The organism is Thermus amyloliquefaciens (assembly GCF_000744885.1).
Classification (GTDB): domain Bacteria; phylum Deinococcota; class Deinococci; order Deinococcales; family Thermaceae; genus Thermus; species Thermus amyloliquefaciens.
In genome coordinates, this window is sequence record NZ_JQMV01000003.1 from 1,014,522 (window position 1) to 1,034,537 (window position 20,016).

The 20,016-nt window shown below is 68.6% G+C and carries 14 protein-coding genes; 7 read left to right on the forward strand and 7 right to left on the reverse strand.

Features of this window, described 5'->3' with window-relative positions; translation table 11 throughout:
• Nucleotides 1–10 precede the first annotated feature (10 nt).
• Complete coding sequence (locus BS74_RS05610; protein ID WP_038056802.1) at nt 11–1,213, forward strand: thiolase family protein; 1,203 nt, start codon at nt 11–13, stop codon at nt 1,211–1,213.
• A 14-nt stretch (nt 1,214–1,227) separates the two neighbouring features.
• On the opposite strand, the gene BS74_RS05615 is transcribed toward BS74_RS05610, so the two are convergent.
• The gene (locus BS74_RS05615; protein ID WP_038056804.1) at nt 1,228–2,772 is read right to left on the reverse strand and encodes a 5-oxoprolinase subunit B/C family protein; all 1,545 of its coding nucleotides are present in this window, start codon (nt 2,770–2,772) and stop codon (nt 1,228–1,230) included.
• 291 nt (nt 2,773–3,063) lie between these two features.
• Between BS74_RS05615 and BS74_RS05620 the strand changes: the two genes are divergently transcribed.
• Nucleotides 3,064–4,611 (forward strand): acyl-CoA dehydrogenase family protein, encoded by a 1,548-nt coding sequence (locus BS74_RS05620; RefSeq protein WP_038056806.1) that lies wholly within the window; start codon nt 3,064–3,066, stop codon nt 4,609–4,611.
• On the opposite strand, the gene BS74_RS05625 is transcribed toward BS74_RS05620, so the two are convergent.
• The 3 genes from BS74_RS05625 to BS74_RS05635 are packed head-to-tail and all read right to left on the reverse strand — an operon-like array spanning nt 4,584 to nt 9,351.
• Nucleotides 4,584–6,296, reverse strand: a complete 1,713-nt coding sequence (locus BS74_RS05625; protein ID WP_038056808.1) for an aldehyde ferredoxin oxidoreductase C-terminal domain-containing protein — start codon at nt 6,294–6,296, stop codon at nt 4,584–4,586. The two genes, BS74_RS05620 and BS74_RS05625, sit on opposite strands and share 28 nt — an antisense overlap.
• A 52-nt stretch (nt 6,297–6,348) precedes the next feature.
• Nucleotides 6,349–8,019, reverse strand: a complete 1,671-nt coding sequence (locus tag BS74_RS05630) for an ABC-ATPase domain-containing protein (RefSeq protein WP_038056813.1) — start codon at nt 8,017–8,019, stop codon at nt 6,349–6,351.
• A 9-nt stretch (nt 8,020–8,028) separates the two neighbouring features.
• Nucleotides 8,029–9,351, reverse strand: a complete 1,323-nt coding sequence (locus tag BS74_RS05635; protein ID WP_038056815.1) for an aminotransferase class III-fold pyridoxal phosphate-dependent enzyme — start codon at nt 9,349–9,351, stop codon at nt 8,029–8,031.
• 89 nt (nt 9,352–9,440) lie between these two features.
• On the opposite strand from BS74_RS05635, the gene BS74_RS05640 reads away from it, so the two are divergent.
• The 5 genes from BS74_RS05640 to fdhF are packed head-to-tail and all read left to right on the forward strand — an operon-like array spanning nt 9,441 to nt 15,489.
• Complete coding sequence (locus BS74_RS05640; RefSeq protein WP_038056817.1) at nt 9,441–10,295, forward strand: metal ABC transporter substrate-binding protein; 855 nt, start codon at nt 9,441–9,443, stop codon at nt 10,293–10,295.
• 7 nt (nt 10,296–10,302) lie between these two features.
• Nucleotides 10,303–11,346 (forward strand): galactokinase, encoded by a 1,044-nt coding sequence (galK, locus tag BS74_RS05645; protein WP_038056819.1) that lies wholly within the window; start codon nt 10,303–10,305, stop codon nt 11,344–11,346.
• A 37-nt stretch (nt 11,347–11,383) separates the two neighbouring features.
• Nucleotides 11,384–12,856: an NADH-ubiquinone oxidoreductase-F iron-sulfur binding region domain-containing protein gene (locus tag BS74_RS05650; RefSeq protein WP_038056821.1), complete on the forward strand. Its 1,473-nt coding sequence runs from the start codon at nt 11,384–11,386 to the stop codon at nt 12,854–12,856.
• On the forward strand, nt 12,846–13,448 hold the full coding sequence (locus BS74_RS05655; RefSeq protein WP_038056823.1) for a 2Fe-2S iron-sulfur cluster-binding protein: 603 nt from the start codon (nt 12,846–12,848) through the stop codon (nt 13,446–13,448). The genes BS74_RS05650 and BS74_RS05655 overlap by 11 nt, the downstream gene beginning before the upstream one ends.
• Before the next feature lies 1 nt (nt 13,449).
• Nucleotides 13,450–15,489: a formate dehydrogenase subunit alpha gene (gene fdhF, locus BS74_RS05660; protein ID WP_038056825.1), complete on the forward strand. Its 2,040-nt coding sequence runs from the start codon at nt 13,450–13,452 to the stop codon at nt 15,487–15,489.
• 8 nt (nt 15,490–15,497) lie between these two features.
• Here fdhF and BS74_RS05665 read toward each other — a convergent pair whose 3' ends face one another.
• The 3 genes from BS74_RS05665 to BS74_RS05675 all read right to left on the reverse strand — a co-directional run bounded on the left by BS74_RS05665 (nt 15,498) and on the right by BS74_RS05675 (nt 19,918).
• Nucleotides 15,498–16,574, reverse strand: a complete 1,077-nt coding sequence (locus BS74_RS05665) for a TRAP transporter substrate-binding protein (RefSeq protein WP_038056827.1) — start codon at nt 16,572–16,574, stop codon at nt 15,498–15,500.
• Nucleotides 16,575–16,638: 64 nt separating this feature from the next.
• Entirely contained in the window at nt 16,639–17,001 is a 363-nt protein-coding gene (locus BS74_RS05670; RefSeq protein WP_038056831.1) for a response regulator transcription factor, read from the reverse strand.
• Nucleotides 16,979–19,918 (reverse strand): ATP-binding protein, encoded by a 2,940-nt coding sequence (locus BS74_RS05675; RefSeq protein ID WP_038056833.1) that lies wholly within the window; start codon nt 19,916–19,918, stop codon nt 16,979–16,981. The genes BS74_RS05670 and BS74_RS05675 overlap by 23 nt, the downstream gene beginning before the upstream one ends.
• Nucleotides 19,919–20,016 lie beyond the last annotated feature (98 nt).

Below are 20,016 nucleotides of genomic sequence, written 5' to 3' on the forward strand. Positions count from 1 at the left end.
AGGAGGCCCCATGCCCGAAGCCTGGATCGTCCAAGCCCTAAGAACCCCCATCGGCAAGCACGGGGGAGCCCTGGCCTCCGTGCGCCCCGACGACCTCCTGGCCCATACCCTCGCCGCCCTCATGGAGCGCACTGGGGTCCCCAAGGAGGAGGTGGAGGATGTCTACGCGGGTTGCGCCAACCAAGCGGGGGAGGACAACCGCAACGTGGCCCGCATGGCCCTCCTCCTGGCGGGCTTTCCCGTGGAGGTGGCGGGCTGTACGGTGAACCGCCTCTGCGGCTCCGGCCTGGAGGCCGTGGCCCAGGCGGCCCGCGCCATTTGGGCGGGGGAAGGCCAGGTCTACATCGGCGCCGGGGTGGAGTCCATGTCCCGGGCCCCCTTCGTGGTGCCCAAGGCGGAGAGGCCCTTCCCCACCGGCAACCAGGTCATGTACGACACCACCCTGGGCTGGCGCCTGGTCAACCCCAGGATGCAGGCCCTCTACGGCACGGAGAGCATGGGGGAAACCGCGGAGAACCTGGCGGAGATGTACCGGATCCCCAGGGAGGAGCAGGACCGCTTCGCCCTCCTCTCCCACCAGAAGGCCATCCGGGCCTGGGACGAGGGCCGCTTCCAGGAGGAGGTGGTCCCCGTGCCCGTGAGGCGGGGCAAGGAGGAAGCCCTGGTGGAGGTGGACGAGGGGCCGAGGAGGGACACCTCCCTGGAAAGGCTGGCCCAGCTCAGGCCCGTCTTCCGGGAAGGGGGGACGGTGACCGCGGGGAACTCCAGCCCCCTAAACGACGGGGCGGCGGCGGTGCTTCTGGTTTCCGACAGCTACGCCAAGGCCCACGGCCTAAGGCCCCTGGCCCGCATCCGGGCCCTGGCCGTGGCCGGGGTGCCCCCCAGGATCATGGGCATCGGGCCGGTTCCCGCCACCAAGAAGGCCTTGGCGCGGGCGGGGCTCACCTTGGGGGAGATCGGCCTCATTGAGCTCAACGAGGCCTTTGCCGCCCAAAGCCTGGCGGTCCTCCGGGAGTGGGGCTTGGACATGGAGGACCCCCGCCTGAACCCCAACGGCGGGGCCATCGCCCTGGGCCACCCCCTGGGGGCCTCCGGCGCCCGGATCCTCACCACCCTGGTCCACGAGATGAGGCGGCGGAACGTGCAGTTTGGCCTGGCCACCATGTGCATCGGCGTGGGGCAGGGCATCGCCGCGGTGGTGGAGAGGCTTTAGTTGGGGATGGGGGGCTAGGGGCTCTCCCCTATGGCGTCCCAGGGGAGCAGGTTTGCACGTAAGTGAGGACTTTCACGATTATAGCTGCTTGTGAATCTCAGCTCTGCCCCAGGTGCCACCTGCCCCAGGCACCACAGATCCCGGGGCTCCACCCGCACGGGCTTGGCGTAACCCCCAAGGCTTCCCTTGTCCGCCAGGAGAACCAAGGGGCGGCCCGAGGGAGGCACCTGGATGCCCCCTAAGGGCGTGGCCTCGGAAAGCCCCTCCCCGCCGGGAACCTCCGGCCCCGAAAGCTCAAGCCCCATCCGGTCGGCCCGCACCACGCGGAAAGACCCGGACAGGAAGGCGGCCCAGGCCTCCTCGGTGAACTCGGGCCCAGCCCGCAGGCGCAGGCGAAAGGTCTCTGGCAGGGGCCTCTGGGGGAAGGCCCTTCCCGGCCGCACCGCCTTCTCTTCCTTTAGCCCCAGCACGTCCCCCGCCGCCAAGGGGCGGCCGATCCTTCCCCTTAGGTCCGGGGAGGCGGAGCCCAAAAAGCGCCGCACCTCGAGGCCCCCCGCCACCGCCAGGTAAACCCTCACCCCCCGGCCTCGAGGCCGGAAGGAAAGGGTCTTGCCCCTGGGCCACAGAAAGCTCTGGCCTGGGGCGATCTCCTCCCCATCCAGAAGGGCCACAAGGCCGTACCCCGCCAAGCCCACCACCAGATCCCTAAGGGCGGTGAGGACCGGCCCCCGGTAGGCGATCTCCAAAAGGGCCGCCCCCGGAGGGTTGCCCACGAGCCGGTTGGCCAGGGCGGCGGAATAGGGGTCTAAGGGGCCGGAGCGGGCCATCCCCAGATGCCCCGCCAAGAACCTCCCCCCGTCCACCACCAGGTCCAAGAGGCCCGGGGCCTCCACGCGGAAGGCCGGGTGCCTGGGCTCCAGGGGAAAAAGGTCCAGGGGAGGGGGCTCGGGCGGCGTGGGCCCCTCCGCCTCCCGGAAACGCACCCGGTCCCCCGGCCTCAGGAAAAAGGGCTCCTCCCGGTGGGGGTCGTAGACCGCCACCAGGGCGGTGCCCAAAAGGTGCCAGCCCCCGGGGGAGGGTAGGGGGTAGATGCCCGTCTGGGGCCCCGCCATGGCCACCGCATGGGCCGGCACCCGGGGCCTGGGGTGGGGCCTTCGGGGGAGGCGCAGGGCCTCGTCCACTGGGGCCATGAAGGGGAAGCCAGGGGTGAAGCCCAGGGCGTAGACCCGATAGAGGGGGGCCTGGTGGCGGCGCTTCACCGCCTCGAGGGGAAGGCCGGTGCGGGCCGCCACCACGGGCAGGTCCTCCCCGTCGTAGCGAAGGGGCACCTCCACCACCCGTTCCCCTTCCCCACCCTCCTCGGGCAGGCGCAAAAGGCGGAATAGATGCCCCCGGGAAAGGTGGCGGGGATCGTACTCCAGGTAGAGGGTGCCGTAGGCGGGCACCGCCTCCAAGAGCCCCTTGGGAGGGGCCTTCAGAAGGGCCCGGGCCAGGGCCTGGGCCCGCCGGTTGGCCTCCTCGGAAAGCCCCTCCCCGAAGACCAGGTAAAACCCCTCCACCCCCTCACTCTAGCGGAAGAGAAGATGCGCTCCAAAGCCCGCAAGATGCCCCCGGGGAGGCTCCGGCCCGGACCACCGGCTCGGCCTTCAGGGCCTCCAACTGAGCCACTTCCTGGCCCCATAGGGCCTGAACCCAATATCCGGGGGAAACCCCCGGGGTTGGCCCCCAGGGCCTTAGGCAGGAAGGTATGGACCATCAGGACCCCGGGGGATCACCACGCCATGGGATGGCCAACCATGCCACCTTGACCCCCAAGCGCCTCCGGGGGTAGCCTCGTGGTGGAGGTCCAGATGAGAAGCCGCTTTTATAGCCAGGGCGAGGATCACTACGTCCTAGACCCCGATCTGAAAGCGATCCTGGACACCTTTGCCCCCGGCCTCCCCCAGGAGGAGCTTTCCGCCTTCGGCAAGCTGGTGGGGGAGGAGGTCTTGGAGGTGGCCCACCACGTGGACCAAGACGCCCACCCCCGCCTGCAGATGCACGACCTGGACGGCAACCGCATCGACCGGGCCCTCCTCTCCCCAGCGCAGAAGAGGCTTTTGGAGAGCCTCCGCCCCATGATCCGCCCCGCCTACGAGGGCCGGGGCTGGCCCCTCCACTACGCCTTCGGCTACCTGCTGGCGGACGGCGGGCTTTACTGCATCCTCACCATCACCCACCAGGTGGCCTACGCCCTTCACAAATACGCCCCGGAACACGAGGGGGTGAAGCGGGAGCTCCTTTACGGGCAGGCCTTCGGCGCCACCTGGATGACGGAGATCCAGGGGGGAAGCGACCTAGGGGCCAACCGCACCCTGGCCCGGCGGGAAGGAGCCGCCTACCGCCTGTACCAGGGGGACAAGTACTTCGCCTCCGGGGCGGGCCTGGCGGACTATGCCCTGGTCACCGCAAGGCCGGAAGGGGCTCCCCCTGGCCCCAAGGGGCTCGGCCTCTTCCTCCTGCCCCGGGAGGTGGAGGGGCGGCTCAACTTCACCGTGCGCCGCTTCAAGGAGAAGCTGGCCACCCGGGCCGTGCCCTCGGGGGAGGTGGAGCTGGAAGGAAGCCTGGCCTACCCCATCGGCCGGCTGGAGGAAGGCATCTACTACACCCTGGAGAACCTCACGGTGAGCCGGCTGGCCAACGCGGCGGCCGCCATGGGCATCGCCAAGAAGGCCCACCTCGAGGCCCTCTTCCGCGTCCGTCGCCGCACCGCCTTTGGCAAGCGCCTCCTGGACCACGACCTGGTCCAGCACGACCTCCTGACCCTGCGCCTGCGGCAGGTGGGGGGCACGGCCCTGGCCTTTTTGGCGGTGGCCGCCTTCGACCGGGTCTGGGAGGAGCGCCCCCCTTACTCCCCCGCCTACCACCTGGCCCGCCTCCTTTCCCACCTGGCCAAGGGGCGCACCGCGGAACACGCCAGCGCCGCCACCCAGCTGGCCATGGAGCTCTTCGGGGGCCTGGGGTTCCTGGAGGAGTACGGGGTGGCCCGCTGGCACCGGGAGGCCCTCATCACCCCCATCTGGGAGGGCCCCGCCAACATCCAGGCCCTGGACATGGCCGAGGCCATCGCCAAGAAGCAGGCCCACCTGCCCTTCCTGGAGCTCCTCAAGGAAAGCCCCGAGGCCCTGGCCCACGCGGAAAGGGCCCTGAAGCGCCTGGCGGAGGAAGGCCCCTGGTACGCCAAGGAGGCCCTGAGGCGCCTGGCGGACGCCGCCGCCCTTTACGCCCTGGAGCGGGTGGAGGCGGAGCCCTTCCCTGAGCTATCCCGCCTCTACGCCCGGGCCTTCTTGGAGGGGGAGGCCCTGCCCCCTTCCGCCCGGCGTCCGGAGCTTTACGATCCCTGGTGGAGCCTCTCGTAAAGGGGAAGGAGGTCCTCGGGACGGAAGCGGGCGGTGTAGCCCTTGGGGGGCAGGGGCTCCTCGTAGAAAAAGCTGGGCAGGCGGTCCTCCTCGTGGGTGAAGCCCGCCAGGTGGTTGAACCGGTGCTCCAGGCGAAGGACGCCCTCCCCCAGCTCCTGCCAGAAGGCGGGGGTGAGGCGGGTGCCCAAGGCGGCGTTCACGCTCTCGGCCACGAAGGCCGCCTGCTTGTTGGTGACGCTCCCCCCGAAGACGCAAAGGCCCAGGCTGTCGTTGGCGGCGGCGTTCACCTGGGCCTGGTAGCTGGCCTCGAGGATCTCCGCCACGGGCATGGCCCGGGTTTCCAGCCTTGGGGCGTTCCCCGCGGTGTGGTCTGCCCCTTGGGCGGTGACCATCATGGTGATGCCCGTGGCCTCCACCACCCGTGGGTCGTAGGCGCTGATGGCCTGGCGCTTGATCACGGGCACCCGCCGTAGGCCCAAGGCCTCCCCCACCCGGGCCGTACCCTGGGCCAGGAAGCGGGCCTCCTCGCCCGGGGCGTAGAGGGCCTTGAGCTTGGCCTCCATGAAGGCGTAATCCCCCCAAGGGGCCTCCCCCTTCTCCATCAGGAGGGCCAAGGTGGCCCCGGTCTCTATGGTGTCCACCCCCAGGTCGTTGGCCAACCGGTTCAAGCGGGCAAGTTCATCGGGATCGCTGAGGCCGCAGTTGGTGCCCAAAAGGCCGATGGTCTCGTACTCCAGGGGGGAAACCACCTCCTCTCCCCTTTCGTCCACGATGACGTTGGAGCACTGGATCACGCACCCCGGCATGCAGGCGTGGGTGTGCTTCCCACCCCGGGCCTTGTTGAGGGGGGCGATGTACTGCCCCCCCATGCGGAAGGCCTCCGGAGGGGCAAGCCTCCCTTCGCGGAAGTTCCGCACGGGAAGCCCGCCGAAGGCGTTTTGGAAATCGGCCATGCCCATGGTCCCGATGGCGTTGTAAAACTGCATGACCAGGGGGTCTTGCCGAAGAAGCCCCGCATAGCGGCGGATGCTCTCCACCACCTTGGGCTTGTCCCAGACCTCCGCCTTCCCCGGCACCTCCACCACGATGGCCTTCACCCGCTTGCTCCCCATCACCGCCCCCACGCCCCCACGGGCGGCCAAGCGGGAGGGACGGCCGTCAATGTCGGAAAAGGCGATGCCGGAAAGGAGGCCCAAGTACTCCCCCACGGGGCCCAGGAGGGCGAAGGCGATCTTCCGGCCGTAAGCGGCGAAAAGCCTCCGGGCGGCCTCAAAGTTCCCCAGGCCCAAGAGGTCCCTTGCCGGGTCAAAGAAGACCTGGCCCTCCCGGGTGATGCGCAAGACCACCCAGTCCGGGCTTGCCCCCTCGAGGACCAGGTAGGCCAGCCTCATCTGCCCCAAGGCGTAGCCGAAGGTGCCGCCCCCATTGGCCTCCTTGATGCCCAAGGTCAAGGGGCTTCGCGTGCCCACGCTGGTGCGGTTGGCGTTGGAAAACCCGGTACCCGCCAAGGGGCCGATGGCGAAGACCAGGGGGTTTTCCGGGGAAAGCGGGTCAAAGCGCCAAGCCTCCCGCTCCAAAAGGAGGCTTGCGGTGCGGTAACGCCCGCCCCGCACCACCTCCTCCGGGGGCACCGCTTGCCAATAGGCCTCTTGCGCCGCCAGGTCAAGCCTCAAAGACCGCCACACCGTCCACCACCCCTTGACCCCCAGGATAATCCCGAGGCCCAGGAGAAAAGGTTCAGTCCCCCACCCGCCTCACCTCCAGGCCCCGGAGCCGGTTCACCGCCGCCCCCAGTTCCAAGGAGCGCACCTCCGCCACCTCGGGGGCCTCCTCGAGGGCGAAGAGGTCCTCCACCCCCTCCAAGGCGGTTTCCACCAGGGCCCTTAGAGAAAGCCGGCCATCCGCCAGCCGCCAAAGCCTCTGGAACCAGGCCCCCAGGGCCCGCACCTGAGCGTTTTCAAACAGGTCCAAGGCGGAAAGGTCCACCACCTCCTCCCCGTAAACCAGCTCTCTGAGCCCCCGGCCCTTCACCCGGGCCTTCCGGCCCCGCCGGGGATCAAAGCTTTCGGGCAGGGGGGCCCGGGAAGCCACGGCAAGGGGATACCGGGGTTCGCCGAAGAGGCGGCCTGTAGGGTGGGCTTGGGCGATGGTTTTGGCCTCCAGGGTCACCTCCCTTGGCCGGTACTCCTCCAGGAGCAAGACGGTGTCCGCCAGGTCCAGGTAATCCCCCACCCCGCCCACCACCAGAAGGAGGCTCACCCCCTTGGCCCGGAAATCCCCCACCCGGTCCAAAAGAGGGGTAAGGGTTTCCCGCCGCACCAGGGCCTGCATGCGGGCGTCCCGCACCAGGAGGTTGGTGGCGGAGGTGTCCTCGTCCAGGAGAAGCACCCGGGCGCCCAGCTCCAGGGCCTCCAGGATGGCGGCGGCCAGGCTGGTGGAGCCCGAGGCGTCCTCCGTGGAGAAGAAGGAGGTGTCCTGGCCCAGGGGAAGGTCGTGCACGAAGGGCCTGAGGTCCACCCCCTTCACGCTTCGGCCATCCTCGGACTGGACCCTCTGGGCCAGGGCATGGGTCACCACCCACTCCCGCCCATCCCCCGGGATGTGGGGGTAGACCCCGTGCACCAGGGCCTCGAGGAGGGTGGTCTTCCCATGGAACCCTCCCCCGGTGATGAGGGTGAGCCCCTGGGGGATGCCCATGCCCAAGACCTCGCCCGCATGGGGCACCCGGAAGGCTACCCGCAAGGAAGGGGGGCTCTGGAAGGGCACCGCCCCCTTCAGGGGCCTTTGGCTCACCCCGCTCTCCCGGGGAAGGATGGCCCCATCCCCCACGAAGGCCACCAAACCCCTTTGGGAAAGGCCTTCCTGGATGTGGGCGAAATCCTCCGCCTGGTGGACGTGGGCGAGGAGCGCCCTCTCCTCCAGCTCCCCCAGGAAGCCCCTCAGCGCTTCCGCCATGGCCCGGAAAAGCCTCGCCGCCTCCTTGCCCAGGATCCTCCGGCCCGAGGCCGGCAGACCCACCCGGAAACGGAGGTAAAGGCCCTGGGGCGAGAGGTGGGCCCCGGCCCGCCGCAAGACCTTGGGGCTTTCCACCTCCACCAAGACCCTACCCGAGTGGCCGCTACCCCCCACCTGGGGCAGATGGCGGAAACGGGCCTTGAGGGCCCGCAGCAAAAAGTCCTCCACCGCCGCCTTTCCCAGGGGGTGGGAGAAGACCCGAAGCCGCGCCGCGGCCGCGGCCGGATAGCGCACCTCCACCACGCTGGGGGAGGCGAAGGGGTCGCCCTGGACGTGGACGAAGCGGAGGTCAAAGCCATCCCCTCGCCAGGTGCCCTTTAGATCCTTGTAAAAAGGGTATGGCTTCCCCTCCAAAGAGGCCAGAAAGGGGAAAAGCTCCTCTAGGCGCCGCACCCCTCTAGGCTACAAGACCTCCACCTCCACCCGTCTAAGCGCCCGGGAAAGCCGGTCCAGACCCTCCAGGAACTCCTCCTCCTTGATGGTGAGAGGTGGGGCCACCAGGAGGACATTGTGCTTGGCCAGGAGGTAGACCCCCTCTTGCCAAAGCCCCTGGAGGAGGGCCTGCATGGGAGGGCTGAAGGGCGCATGCCAGGGGGAAAGGGGCTCCTTGCTCTCTCGGTCCCGCACCAGCTCCAAGGCGTAGAAGGCCCCAAGCCCCCGCACCTCCCCCACCAGGGGATGCTGGGCCGCCAAGGACTGAAGGGCCTCCCGGAAAAACCCCTCCAAGGCGCGGACGCGGGCAAAGACCCCCTCCTCTTGGTAGGCCTGAAGGGCGGCCAGCCCCGCCGCCACCGCCAGGGGGTGGCCCGAATACGTGTGGCCGGTGGGCAAGGGGTGTTCGTCAAAGTAGCGGGCCAGGCTCTCCCGCAAAAGCACCCCTCCCAAGGGCACGTAGGCCGAGGTCACCCCCTTGGCGAAGGTGATGAGGTCGGGAACCACCCCGAAGCGCTCCGCGGCGAAGGCAGCCCCCACGCGGCCAAACCCGGTCATCACCTCGTCAAAGACCAGGAGGATCCCGTGCCGGTCGCAAAGGGCCCGCACCCCCTCCAGGTACCCCTCCGGGTACACGATCACCCCGTTGGAGCCCACCACCGGCTCCAGGAAGATGGCCGCCACCCGCTTGGGGTCCTCGTGGAGGAGGACCCTTTCCAGGTGCTCCAGGGCCCGGGCGGCCTCCTCCTGGGGATCGTCCGTAAAAAAGGGGCTCCGGTAGGGATACGGGGCGAAGAAGTGAACCACCCCCGGTGCGGTCCCCGGCTCCGCAGGCCAGCGGCGGTTTTCCCCGGTGAGGCTGGCGGAGGCATGGGTGGCCCCGTGGAAGGAGCGGTAAGCGGCCAGGACCTTGAAGCGGCCCGTAAGGTGGCGCACGAACTTTAGGGCATCCTCGTTGGCCTCGGTGCCGGAGGGGGTAAAGAACACCCGGGCGCCTTCCGGCCAAGGAGCCAAGTCGGAAAGCGCCTTGGCGAGAAGGGCCCTTTTATCGTGGAAGAGGCTTGGGGCCGCATAGGCCAAGGTGGCCGCCTGCTCGGCGATGGCCCGCACCAACCTGGGGTGGCCATGGCCCAGGTTCAGGGCCACGAGGCCGCTGGACAGGTCCAGGTAGCGCCGCCCCTCCTGGTCGTAAAGCCAAACCCCTTCCCCCCGCACCACCAGGGGCGGGTTCAGGGAAGCCTGGGCTACCCAAGGCGTGAGGACGTGCTTTTTGTGGAGGCTTCTAAGGTCCATGGTGCCCCGAGTATACCCCGGCCGCCATAAGCCGGGGCGCGGTTTAAGGGGGCTTGCGCGCATAGTGATAATGGACTATCATTACCCATATGCTGCGGCTATCCCTTTGGCTCCTGGTCTTTAGCCCCGCCTTGGCGCAAGTCCCCGTGGCGGCCACCACCCCCATCCTGGCCGACCTGGTGCGGGAAGTGGGAGGCAACCGGGTCAGCGTGGAAAGCGTGGTCCCCCCGGGGGCAGACCCCCACACCTTTGAACCCACCCCCAGCACCGCCAAGGCCCTGGCCAAAAGCCGGCTTCTCTTCGCCAATGGGCTTGGCCTCGAGCCCTTTTTGCCCAGGTTGCAAAACCTCCTCCCCCCGGGGGCCCGGGTGGTGAAGCTAGGGGAAGGCCAGCCCGGGCTCCTCTGCGAGGAAAAGCACCCTGGGGAGCAGGAGGAAGCCCACGCCCATGGCCCTTGCAACCCCCACCTGTGGCTGGACCCCACCTACGCCGTGCGCTATGCCGAAAGGATCGCTCAGGAACTCTCCCGGCTGGACCCCAAAGGGCAGGCCCTTTACCAGGCCAACCTCCAGCGCTTTAAAGCGGAGGTGGAAAAGCGGGACAAAGCCTTCCAGGCTTGCAACCTGAAGGGCCTCAAGGTGGTGACCCAGCACGATGCCTTCGCCTACTTTGCCCGCCGCTATGGCCTCCAGGTGGTGGGAAGCCTCACCGCCTCCGGGGTGCAGGAGGCGGGGAGCCGGGCCTTCCTCTCGCTCCTGGAGCGGGCACGCCGGGAAGGGGTGAAGCTGGTCCTGGCCGAGCCCCAGTTCCAGGGCACGGCCCTCCGAGCCCTGGCCGAAGCCTTGGGCGCCCGCATCGCCGTGCTCTACACGGACACCCTGGACCGCAAGGTGCCGCATTACCTGGCCCTTTTGGACCACAACCGCAAGGCCTTATGCCCATAATGGGGGCATGGGATTCAGGGAAGTCTTCGGCACCCTCCCCGAGGCCAGCGCCCAGGCCCCGGGCCGGGTGAACCTGCTTGGGGAACACACGGATTACCAGGAGGGCTACGTCCTCCCCACCCCTCTCCCCTACTTCACCCAGGTGGAGGCGGCCAAGGCCGAGGGGCGGGTGGAGGCCTACAGCGAGGAGCTCAAGGAGCTTAGGGCCCGCCCCCTGGAAAGCCCCCCCCAGGGGGATTTCCTGGACTACCTCCTCGGGGTGGTCTGGGCCTTGCGGGAGGTGGGGTATAGGGTCCATGGGGCCCGGTTTTACGTGCGGAGCAGGATACCCATGGGGGCCGGGCTTTCCAGCTCGGCGGCCCTCGAGGTGGCGGCGCTCAAGGCCCTGCGCACCCTTTACCGGCTGCCCCTTTCCGACAAGGAGATCGCGGTTTTGGGCCAGCGGGCTGAGGTGGGGTACGTGGGGGTGCGCTGCGGCATCATGGACCAGATGGCCGCCAGCCTGGGCGAGGTGGGCAAGGCCCTCTTCCTGGACACCCGCACCCTGGAGCACGAGAGCCTGCCCCTGCCCCCAGGGGCGAGGGTGGTGGTGCTGGATTTGGGGCTAGGCCGGCGCCTGGCCGAGGCCGGGTACAACCAAAGGCGGGGGGAGGCGGAGGAGGCGGCCAGGCGGCTTGGGGTACGAAGCCTTCGCGACCTCGGGGACCTTTGCCTGGTGGAGAGCCTGCCCTCCCCCTTGGACAAAAGGGCCCGGCACATCGTGGGGGAAAACCTCCGGGTGCTAAGGGGGGTAGAGGCGCTCCGAAGAGGGGACGCCAAGGCCTTCGGCGAGCTCATGGTGCAAAGCCACCGCTCCCTTTCCCAAGACTACGAGGTGAGCCTGCCGGAGCTGGATGCCCTGGTGGAGGAAGCCCTTAGGGCCGGGGCCTACGGGGCCAAGCTCACGGGGGCGGGGTTCGGCGGGGCGGTGGTGGCCCTGGTGCCCGAAGGCCTTAGGGAGGAGTTCCAAAAGGCCCTCCTTGCCCGCTTCCCCCAGCTCCGCCTCCTCTGAAGGGGGTAGCCCTCCCGCCTCGGGGTAAGCTAGGGGTATGGAAAAGCCAAGCCTCCTCCCCCTCCTGGACGCCCGCCTTCCCCTAAACGAGGAAAAGGTGGCGGAGGCCGCCCGGCTTGCCGGGGTGCCCCTGGCCCAGGCCTGGGGGGTGGTGCGCTACTACCCCCGGTACCGGGGCCTGCCCCAGGGGAGGCTTCTGGTGGACGATCCCGTGGCCCGGGCCCGGGGATTCGCCCGCCTCCTGGAGGAGGCCGACGGGACCCATCCCCCCTTGGGCCTCGAGGCCCTCTCCCCCGTGTACGTGCGCCTGGAGGGAGGGGAGCGCCACGTGGAACACGGGGGGAGCCTGGTGCCCTTCCACCGCTTCCGCCTCCCCTTTTCCCTGGGCCACGGGGAAAGGCTTCTTCCCCCCGAACCCATCCTGGACCTGGAGGCATACCAAAGGATGGGGGGGCTTGCGGGGCTGGAAGGCCTCCTAAAGGGCAGGCTGTCCCCGGATGGGCTGATCCAGGCGGTGGAGGAGGCAGGGCTATTGGGCCGGGGCGGGGCCGCCTTCCCCACCCACATCAAGATGCGGGCCGTGGCCCAGGGAGAACCCCCCAGGTACCTGGTGGTGAACGCCGACGAGTCGGAACCCGGCAACTTCAAGGACCGCTTCCTCCTGGAGCACCATCCCTTCCTGGTCCTGGAGGGGGCCCTTCTGGCCGCCTTGGCCATAGGGGCCAGCCGGATCTTCCTGTACGTGCGGGACGAGTTTGAGGCCGCCATGCGGGGCCTGGAAAAGGCCATCGCCGAGCTGGAGGAAGCCGGTCGCCTTCCCGTCCCCACCGAGGTCTTCCGCAGCGGGGGCCTTTACATCTGCGGCGAGGAAACCGCCCTTTTGGAATCCATGGAGGGGAAAAGGGCCGAACCCCGCCTCAAGCCCCCTTTCCCCGTGGAGAAGGGCCTTTGGGGAAGGCCAACCCTGGTGCAGAACGTGGAGACCCTGGCGAGCCTCCCCCTCCTCCTGCGGGAAGGCCCCGGGGCCTGGCGGGCCCGGGAGCCCAAGCTTTTCTCCATAAGCGGGGACGTGGAAAGGCCTGGCCTCTATGAGCTCCCCCTGGGCACGCCCCTGGAGGACGCCCTGCGCAAGGCGGGAGGCGAGCCAGGGGAACTCAGGGCCGTGCTCCTGGGCGGGGCCGCGGGGGTGTTCACCCGCGACCTCTCCTTCCCCTTGCGCTATAGGGATAGACTCCCCCTGGGGGCTGGCGCCATCGTGGCCTTCGGCAAGGGGGTGGACCTATGGGAAGTCCTCCTGGGCCTCACCGAGTTTTTCCGGGAGGAGTCCTGCGGCAAGTGCTTCCCCTGCCCCCTGGGCACGGCGGTGCAGGTGGAAATGGTGAGGAGGCGGGAGCGGGACAGGAGCCTGGTCCAGCACCTGGGCCAAACCCTAAGGGGAAGCCTTTGCGGGCTGGGGCAGTCCGCCTATTGGGCCTACCAAAGCCTACTGGAGGTGGAGGGTGCGGCTTAAGGTGAACGGACAGGAACGGGAGGCCCAGGAGGGCACCCTGCTGCTGGATCTGGTGGAGGTTCCCACCCTCTGCCACCATCCCCACACCGAGACCAAGGGCCTCTGCCGGCTCTGCCTGGTGGAGGTGGGGGGGCGCCTCGTGCCCGCCTGCGCCACCGAGGCCCAGGAGGGCATGGAGGTGAGGACGGACACGGAGGGCCTCCGAGCCCTCCGCCGGACCCTCCTGGAGTGGCTGGCCCTGGCCACAGACCTGAGCCAGGCCCCCTCCCTCCTAGAGCTCCTAGAGGCCCACCAGGGCCAACCCCAGCGCTGGGGAGGCCTCGGCCTGACCCGAAAGGAACGGGAGCCCATCCGGGACAACCCCTTCTTCCTCCGGGACTACGCCAAATGCGTGAACTGCCGCCGTTGCGTGGACGCCTGTGGGGATGGGATCATGGGGGTCTACGCCTTGACCCTCGAGGACCGGGGCCTGCTGGCCCACCCCACCACCCCCCTGGACCGGCCCCTTCCCGAAACCCCCTGCGTCTTCTGCGGCAACTGCATCCAGGTATGCCCCACGGGGGCCCTCAGGCCCCTGAGCATGGAGGTGTAGCGTGCGCACCACCTGTCCCTATTGCGGCGTGGGCTGCCAGGTGGAACCCAGGCTGAGGGAGGGCCGCATCGTGGAGGTGCGGGGCGCCGAGATCCCCCCCAACCACGGGGCCCTCTGCGTGAAGGGCCGCTTTGGCCTGGACTTCCCCTTCTCCAAAAAGCGCCTCCTCTACCCCATGGTGCGGGAAAGCCGCCAAGAGCCCTTCCGCCGGGTGAGCTGGGAGGAAGCCCTGGACCATGCGGCCCGAAAGCTTCTGGAAGTCCTCCAGCGAAAGGGTCCCAAGGCCCTGGCCGTCTTCCCCTCCGCCAAGACCACCAACGAGGAGGTCTACCTGGCCCAGAAGCTGGCCCGGGCCCTTCTTGGGACCAACCACGTGGACCACTGCTCCCGCCTCTGCCACTCCTCCTCCACCGCCGCCCTTTCCCGCTCCCTGGGCGGGGCCAGCATGACCAACCCCATAGAGGACATCTGGAAAACCGATCTCTTCCTGGTGGTGGGCTCCAACACCACGGAAACCCACCCGGTGATCGGGGCCATGATCAAGAAAAGGGTCCGGCAGGGGGCAAGGCTCCTCGTGGTGGACCCCCGGTACACGGGCATGGCCGAGGCGGCCACCCTTTGGCTCCGCCCCCGCCCAGGCACGGACCTCTTCCTCTTCAACGCCATGGCCCGGTACATCCTGGAGGAGGGCCTTTGGGACCAGGAATACGTCAAGGAGCGCACGGAGGGCTTTGCCGAGTGGCAGGCCTCCCTGGACCCCTATACCCTCGAGGAGGCCGAGCGCCTCACGGGGGTGGAAAAGGAGAAGATCGCCCTGGCCGCGAGGCTCTACGCCACCACGGAAAGGGCTGGGGCCTACTGGGCCATGGGCCTCACCCAGCACACCAAGGGAACGGCCACCGTCCAGGCCCTGGTGAACCTGGCCCTCCTCACGGGCAAGGTGGGCCGGGAAGGGGCGGGCCTAAACCCCTTGCGGGGCCAGAACAACGTGCAGGGGGCGGGGGACATGGGGGGCCTGCCCGACGTCTTCCCGGGGTACCTGAAGGTGTCGGATGTAACGGCCAGGCGGCGCTTTGAAGCCCTCTGGGGGGTGAGCCTAAACCCCGAGCCCGGCCTGCGCATGACCGAGGTGTTTGCCGCCATCCCCGAGGTGGAAGCCCTCTACCTCATCGGGGAGGACCCGGTGACCAGCGAGCCTTACCAGGACCACCTGAAGGCCAAGCTGGAAGCCCTTCCCTTCCTCATCGTCCAGGACATCCTGGAAAACGAGACCACCCCCTTCGCCCACGTGGTCCTGCCCGCGGCCAGCTTCCTGGAAAAGGACGGCACCTTCACCAACACCGACCGCCGGGTCCAGCGGGTGCGAAAAATCCTGGACCCCCCAGGCGAGGCCCGTCCCGACTGGTGGATCACCCGGGAACTGGGAAAACGCCTGGCCCAGGCCCTGGGCCGCCCCTGGACCCTCCACCCGGGCCCCGAGGCCATCTGGGAGGAGATCCGCCGGGCGGTTCCGGAAATGATGGGCGGGATCACCTATCGGCGCCTGGAGGAGCAAGGCGTGCGTTGGCCCTGCCCCCAGGAGGACCACCCCGGCGAGGCGGTGCTTTTCCGCCAGCGCTTCAACACCCCCTCGGGGAAGGCCCGCTTTATCCCAGTCCACTTCACCCCGCCGGCGGAAACCCCCTCGGAGGAGTACCCCCTGGTCCTCTCCACCGGCCGGGTGCTCTACCACTGGCACGGGGGCACCCTAAGCCGCAACAGCCGGCTCCAGGAGGCCTACCCGGAGCTCAAGGTGGAGGTGAACCCGAAGGACGCCCAAAGGTTAGGGATCGGGGACGGGGAGCCCATCCAGGTGGTGAGCCGCCGGGGCCGGATCCGGGCCCGGGCCTGGGTCACGGACCGCACCCCCGAAGGGGTGGTCTACGCCCCCTTCCACTTCGCCGAGGCCCCCGCCAACCGCCTCACCCAAGACGCCCTGGACCCCATAAGCCGCATCCCCGAGTACAAGGTGGCGGCGGTACGCCTGGAGAAACTGGACTGACAAGCCCCCTAGACGGTGGGGAAGGCGAAGCTTTCGTAGCCCAGCTCCGCCACGGAGAACCAGCGGTACTGCTCGTTGCGGAAGGCCCAGTAGGCGGCGTACACCTTGCGGTAGGTGGCGTCCTTGGCTGCCTGCTCCTCGTAGAGGGCCCGGGCCTCCTCGAGGGCCTTCTTCATGATCTCCGCGGGCCAGCGGCGCAGGCGCACCCCCGCCTTGAGGAGGCGGTTCAGGGCCGGGGGGTTCTGGGCGTCGTACTTGGCCATCATGGTGAGGTTGACCTCCGCGGCCGCCACCTGGAAGGCCTCCTGGAACTCCTTGGGAAGCCGTTGCCACTCCCTTTGGGAAACCAGGAAGGAGAGCTGGGCGCTGGGCTCCCAGAAGGAGGGGTAGTAGTAGTAGCGGGCCACCTTGTAAAAGCCCAGCTTCTCGTCGTCATAGGGGCCGGAAAACTCGGTGGCGTCTATGGTGCCCCGCTCCAGGGCCGGGTAGATGTCCCCCGCGGCCAGGGTCTGGGGCACCACCCCAAGCCGCCCTATCACCAGGCCGCCAAGGCCAGGAATGCGCATGCGCAGGCCCTTGAGGTCGGCCAAGGTCCGGATCTCCTTGCGGAACCATCCCCCCATCTGGGCCCCGGTGTTGCCCCCGGGGAACTGGAGCACGCCAAAGTCGGCATAGACCTGGCGCAGGAGCTCCAAGCCCCCGCCATGGCGCATCCAGGCGTTGTGTTGCCGGTAGGTCATGCCGAAGGGCACGCCCCCGTCAAAGGCCAGGGTCGGGTTCTTTCCCACGTAGAAGGGGCCGTAGGTGTGGCCCGCCTCCACGGTCCCCTGCTGGACCGCATCCAGCACCTGGCCCCCGGGCACGATCTCCCCCGCCTGGTAGACCCGGATCTGAAAGCGCTCCCCGGTGAGCTCCGCCACCCGCTTGGCCAGGTCCTCGGCGCCCCCGTAGAGGGTATCCAGGCTCCTGGGGTAGCTGGAGACAAGCCGCCAGCGCACCTGGGGGGTGGCCTGGGCGAAGGCCCTAAAGGAAAGGCTTGCCGCCAGGCCCACCCCTGCCTTTAGAAGGAACTGCCGCCGCCTCATCCCTGCCTCCTTTCGGTGGACCAGTATACAGGAGGGGGTGGCCGGGAAAGGGCATGCGCAAGGCTTAACCCCTCGCCGCTAAAAGCGCCTCCACCTGGGCCAGAAGCGCCTGGGACTCAAAGGGCTTGCCCAAAAAGGCCTGCGCCCCCGCCTCCAAGGCCTCCTGCCGGCTTCTTTCGGAAACGCTGGCGGAAAGGGCCAGAATGGGGCTGGAAAGGCCAAGCGCCCGTACCTTTTGGATCACCTCCAGGCCCGAAACCCCCGGCATCACCAGATCGCACACCAAAAGGTCGTAGGGCTCGGATAGCCTCTCCAAGGCCGCCTGGCCGGAAGCGGCCCAGTCCACCTGGTGCCCCGCCCGCTCCAGGATCCGGCGCACCAGGTGGGCCACCAAGGGCTCGTCCTCAACCAGAAGGATGCGGGCCATACACAGGCAGGATAACCCTAAAGAGGCTTCCCTTCCCCTCCTCGCTTTCCACCTCAATCCGGCCCCCGTGGGCCTCCACGATGTGCTTGGAGATGAAAAGGCCAAGCCCCGTGCCCGACACCCCCCGGGCGCTGGCGTTCTTGGCCCTGGCGTAGCGCTGGAAAAGCCTGGGAAGCTCCTCCTTGGGAATGCCCGGGCCGGTGTCCTCCACCTCCACCCTCACGCTTCCCGCCTCCTCCCAGGCCCGAAGGCGTACCCTTCCCCCTGGCGGGGTGAACTTGAAGGCATTGGAGAGCAGATTCCCCACCACCTGGAGCACGCGGTCAGGGTCGGCTTCCAGAAGGGGCAGGTCCGCCACCTCCACCTCAAAAGCCACCCCGGAAAGCCGGGCCACCCCCTGGAAGCTTCGGGCCAGGTCCAGCAAGAGGGGCTTCAGGTTGACCGGCCTTTTGGAAACCTCAAACCGCCCCGCCTCGAGGCGGCTGGTGTCCAGGAGGTTGTCCACCATGGTCTTGAGGCGAAAGGAACTCTCTAGGATCAGGTCCACGGATTCCCGGGCGGTTTCGGAAAGGCCCTCCTCCCGCAGGAGCTCCGCCAGGCCCATGATCACCGCCAGAGGGGTCCTGAGCTCATGGCTCACCGCGGCGATGAACTCCCCCTTAAGCCGCTCCGCCTCCAACCGGGGCCTGAGGTCGTGAAGGTCCACCACCACCCCCCGCACCCGGGGGTCCTCCAGGAGGTTTTGCCCCCAGGCCTCCATGGGGATGGGGGTGCCGTCCGCATGGAGGACGCGAAACTCGCCCGTGCGCACCTCCGAGGGGGAGGAAAGAAGCTCCCGGAATAAGGCCTCCGCCACGGGGCGGTCATCGGGATGGACGAACTCCAGACCGTTAACCCTTGCCCGCTTATACCCCTCGGGATCGTAGCCCAGCACGTGGCGTACGCTGGCGCTCACAAAGCGGATCATCCCCTCCCCGTCAAGAACGTAGATGACATCCTGGGAATGCTCCAAAAGAGCCTTGAGGCGCTCCTCCTCCAGCTCCAGAAGCTCCAGGAAGCGGGCCTTCTGCACCGAGAGGGCCAAGAGGGTCCCCACCTGGGCCAGCCGGGCAAGAAGCCTTTCGGAAAAGCGCCGCTCCTTCCGGTAGCCCACCAGCACCGCACCCCGCGCCTCCCCTGCCCCAAAGGGCACCACCAGGGCGCTTTTGAGCCCCAGGGCCTCGGCCAGGGCGCAGTCCTCCGGGCCGAGGGTTTCGGCCCCCAAGGGGGCAAACCCTCCCTCCTGCCCAACCGCCACCCGGTCCAGGGCCCTCCGCAGAAGGTTGGGCTGAGGGGGGCCCTCGGGAAGGGGGCAGGTGGCGTAGAGCACCCTGGGCACCCCCTCCACCTCGAGGAAAAAGAGCCCCTCATCCGCGGCAAAGAGGCCCCTCAGGCGCTCCACCACCCCGCGGCCCAAGGCGGCGAGGTCCCGCTCCCGCAGGGCCTCCTGGGCCAGGTCCACCAGGGCCTGGGTGAAGGCCACCTGGTCCCGGAGGGCCCGCTCCATGCGGGTGCGCTCGGTGATGTCGTGGAGGACCAGGATGCGCATCCCCTCCACCTGTTTGCCCCGGACGCTGTAGGTGGCCCCGCCCAGGCTAACCTCCACCCGCCCCCCTTCCAGGGCAGGCCCCAGGCTTGCGGGCAGGTCCTCCAGGGCCATCTCCCGCCTCAGACCCAAGGCCTCCCGCGCCCGGCTGTTGGCGTAACCCTGCTCCCCAAAGAGCACCACCACCCCATCGGGAAGCTCCTCCAAAATCTCCGAAAGCCGCTTCCTTTCCGCGGCCAGGGCCAGGGAGAGCTGCGTCTTTTCCCGGTAAAGCTGGGAGTTCCTGAGGGCCACCCCTGCCACCCCCGCAAGGAGCTCCACATAGCGCACCTCCTCCTCGCTCACCGCGGGCCCCCCGGGCCCGTGGTCCACGGCCACCGCCCCCAAGGGCTCACCCTCCGCCAGGATGGGCACGAAGGCCACCCGGGCCCCCACCTCCGGGGCCACGTGGGGAGGAAGCTGGTGCCTATCCACCAAGAGGGTCCTTCCCTCCCGCACCGCCCGGGCCAAGGGATCGGAGGAGGCCCCGAGGGGAAGGTGGATGCGGCTACGCCCTTCCGTCCAGTAAAGGGCTTCCCCCTTGAGGGTCAGGTACCCCTCCAGGTAGGCACCAAGGCGACCCGAGCCCTCCCCCTTGATCAAGGCCACCGTCACCCGGAAAAAGCCAAACCGCTCCGAGAGGGAGCGGGCCAGGGTTTCCAGCACCGCATTGGGCTCGAGGACCCGCCCCACCTCCCTGGCCAGGGCGGTCACGTGGGAAAGCGCCTCCACGTGGCGGAACAGCTGGGCAAAGGCCCGGTTGCGCTCCGCCCAAAGCTCGCCGTTTTTCAGGGCCAGGGCGGTGAGCTGGGCGAGAAGGGGAAGAAGGGGCCTTAGGGCCTGGGGAACCCCTTCCAGGCTGAGCACCCCCTTAGGGGCAAACCGGGGGCAACTGGGGCAGACCAGGGCCCGGGTTTCCCGGCTCGCCCGGGGGCGCTCCGTGCACCGGGATTCGGGGTCCGCCCAGCAGTACGAGGTCTCCTCCCCCACCACGGGCAACAGCCACTCCTCCCCCACCTTTACGGGGCCCTCGGCGAAAAAAGCCTCCTGCACAGGCCCCCTGGCGTGGAGGGGCAGGGCGATGGAGGAAACCGTGTAGTGCCGCCCTCGGCCCGAGGCCACCTCCCCCACCAGTTCCCGGGTGCCCTTGTGGTAGAGGAACAGGGCCGCCCGTTCCACCCCTTCCTCCGTGGCCACCTCCAGGAGGTTGCGCAAAATCTGAATGGGCTCCAAATCCTTTAGCAGCGCCCGCTGGAATCGCCCAAGAATCTCCCACTGACCCACAGATCGCATCTGCTTCCAATGGTAGCATGGGGAGCGGGGTTGCAAGGGGTTAGGCAAAATCTTAGACTGGGTCAAAGAGTAGGGCCCCTGGCCCCTAGGGGGAGGAA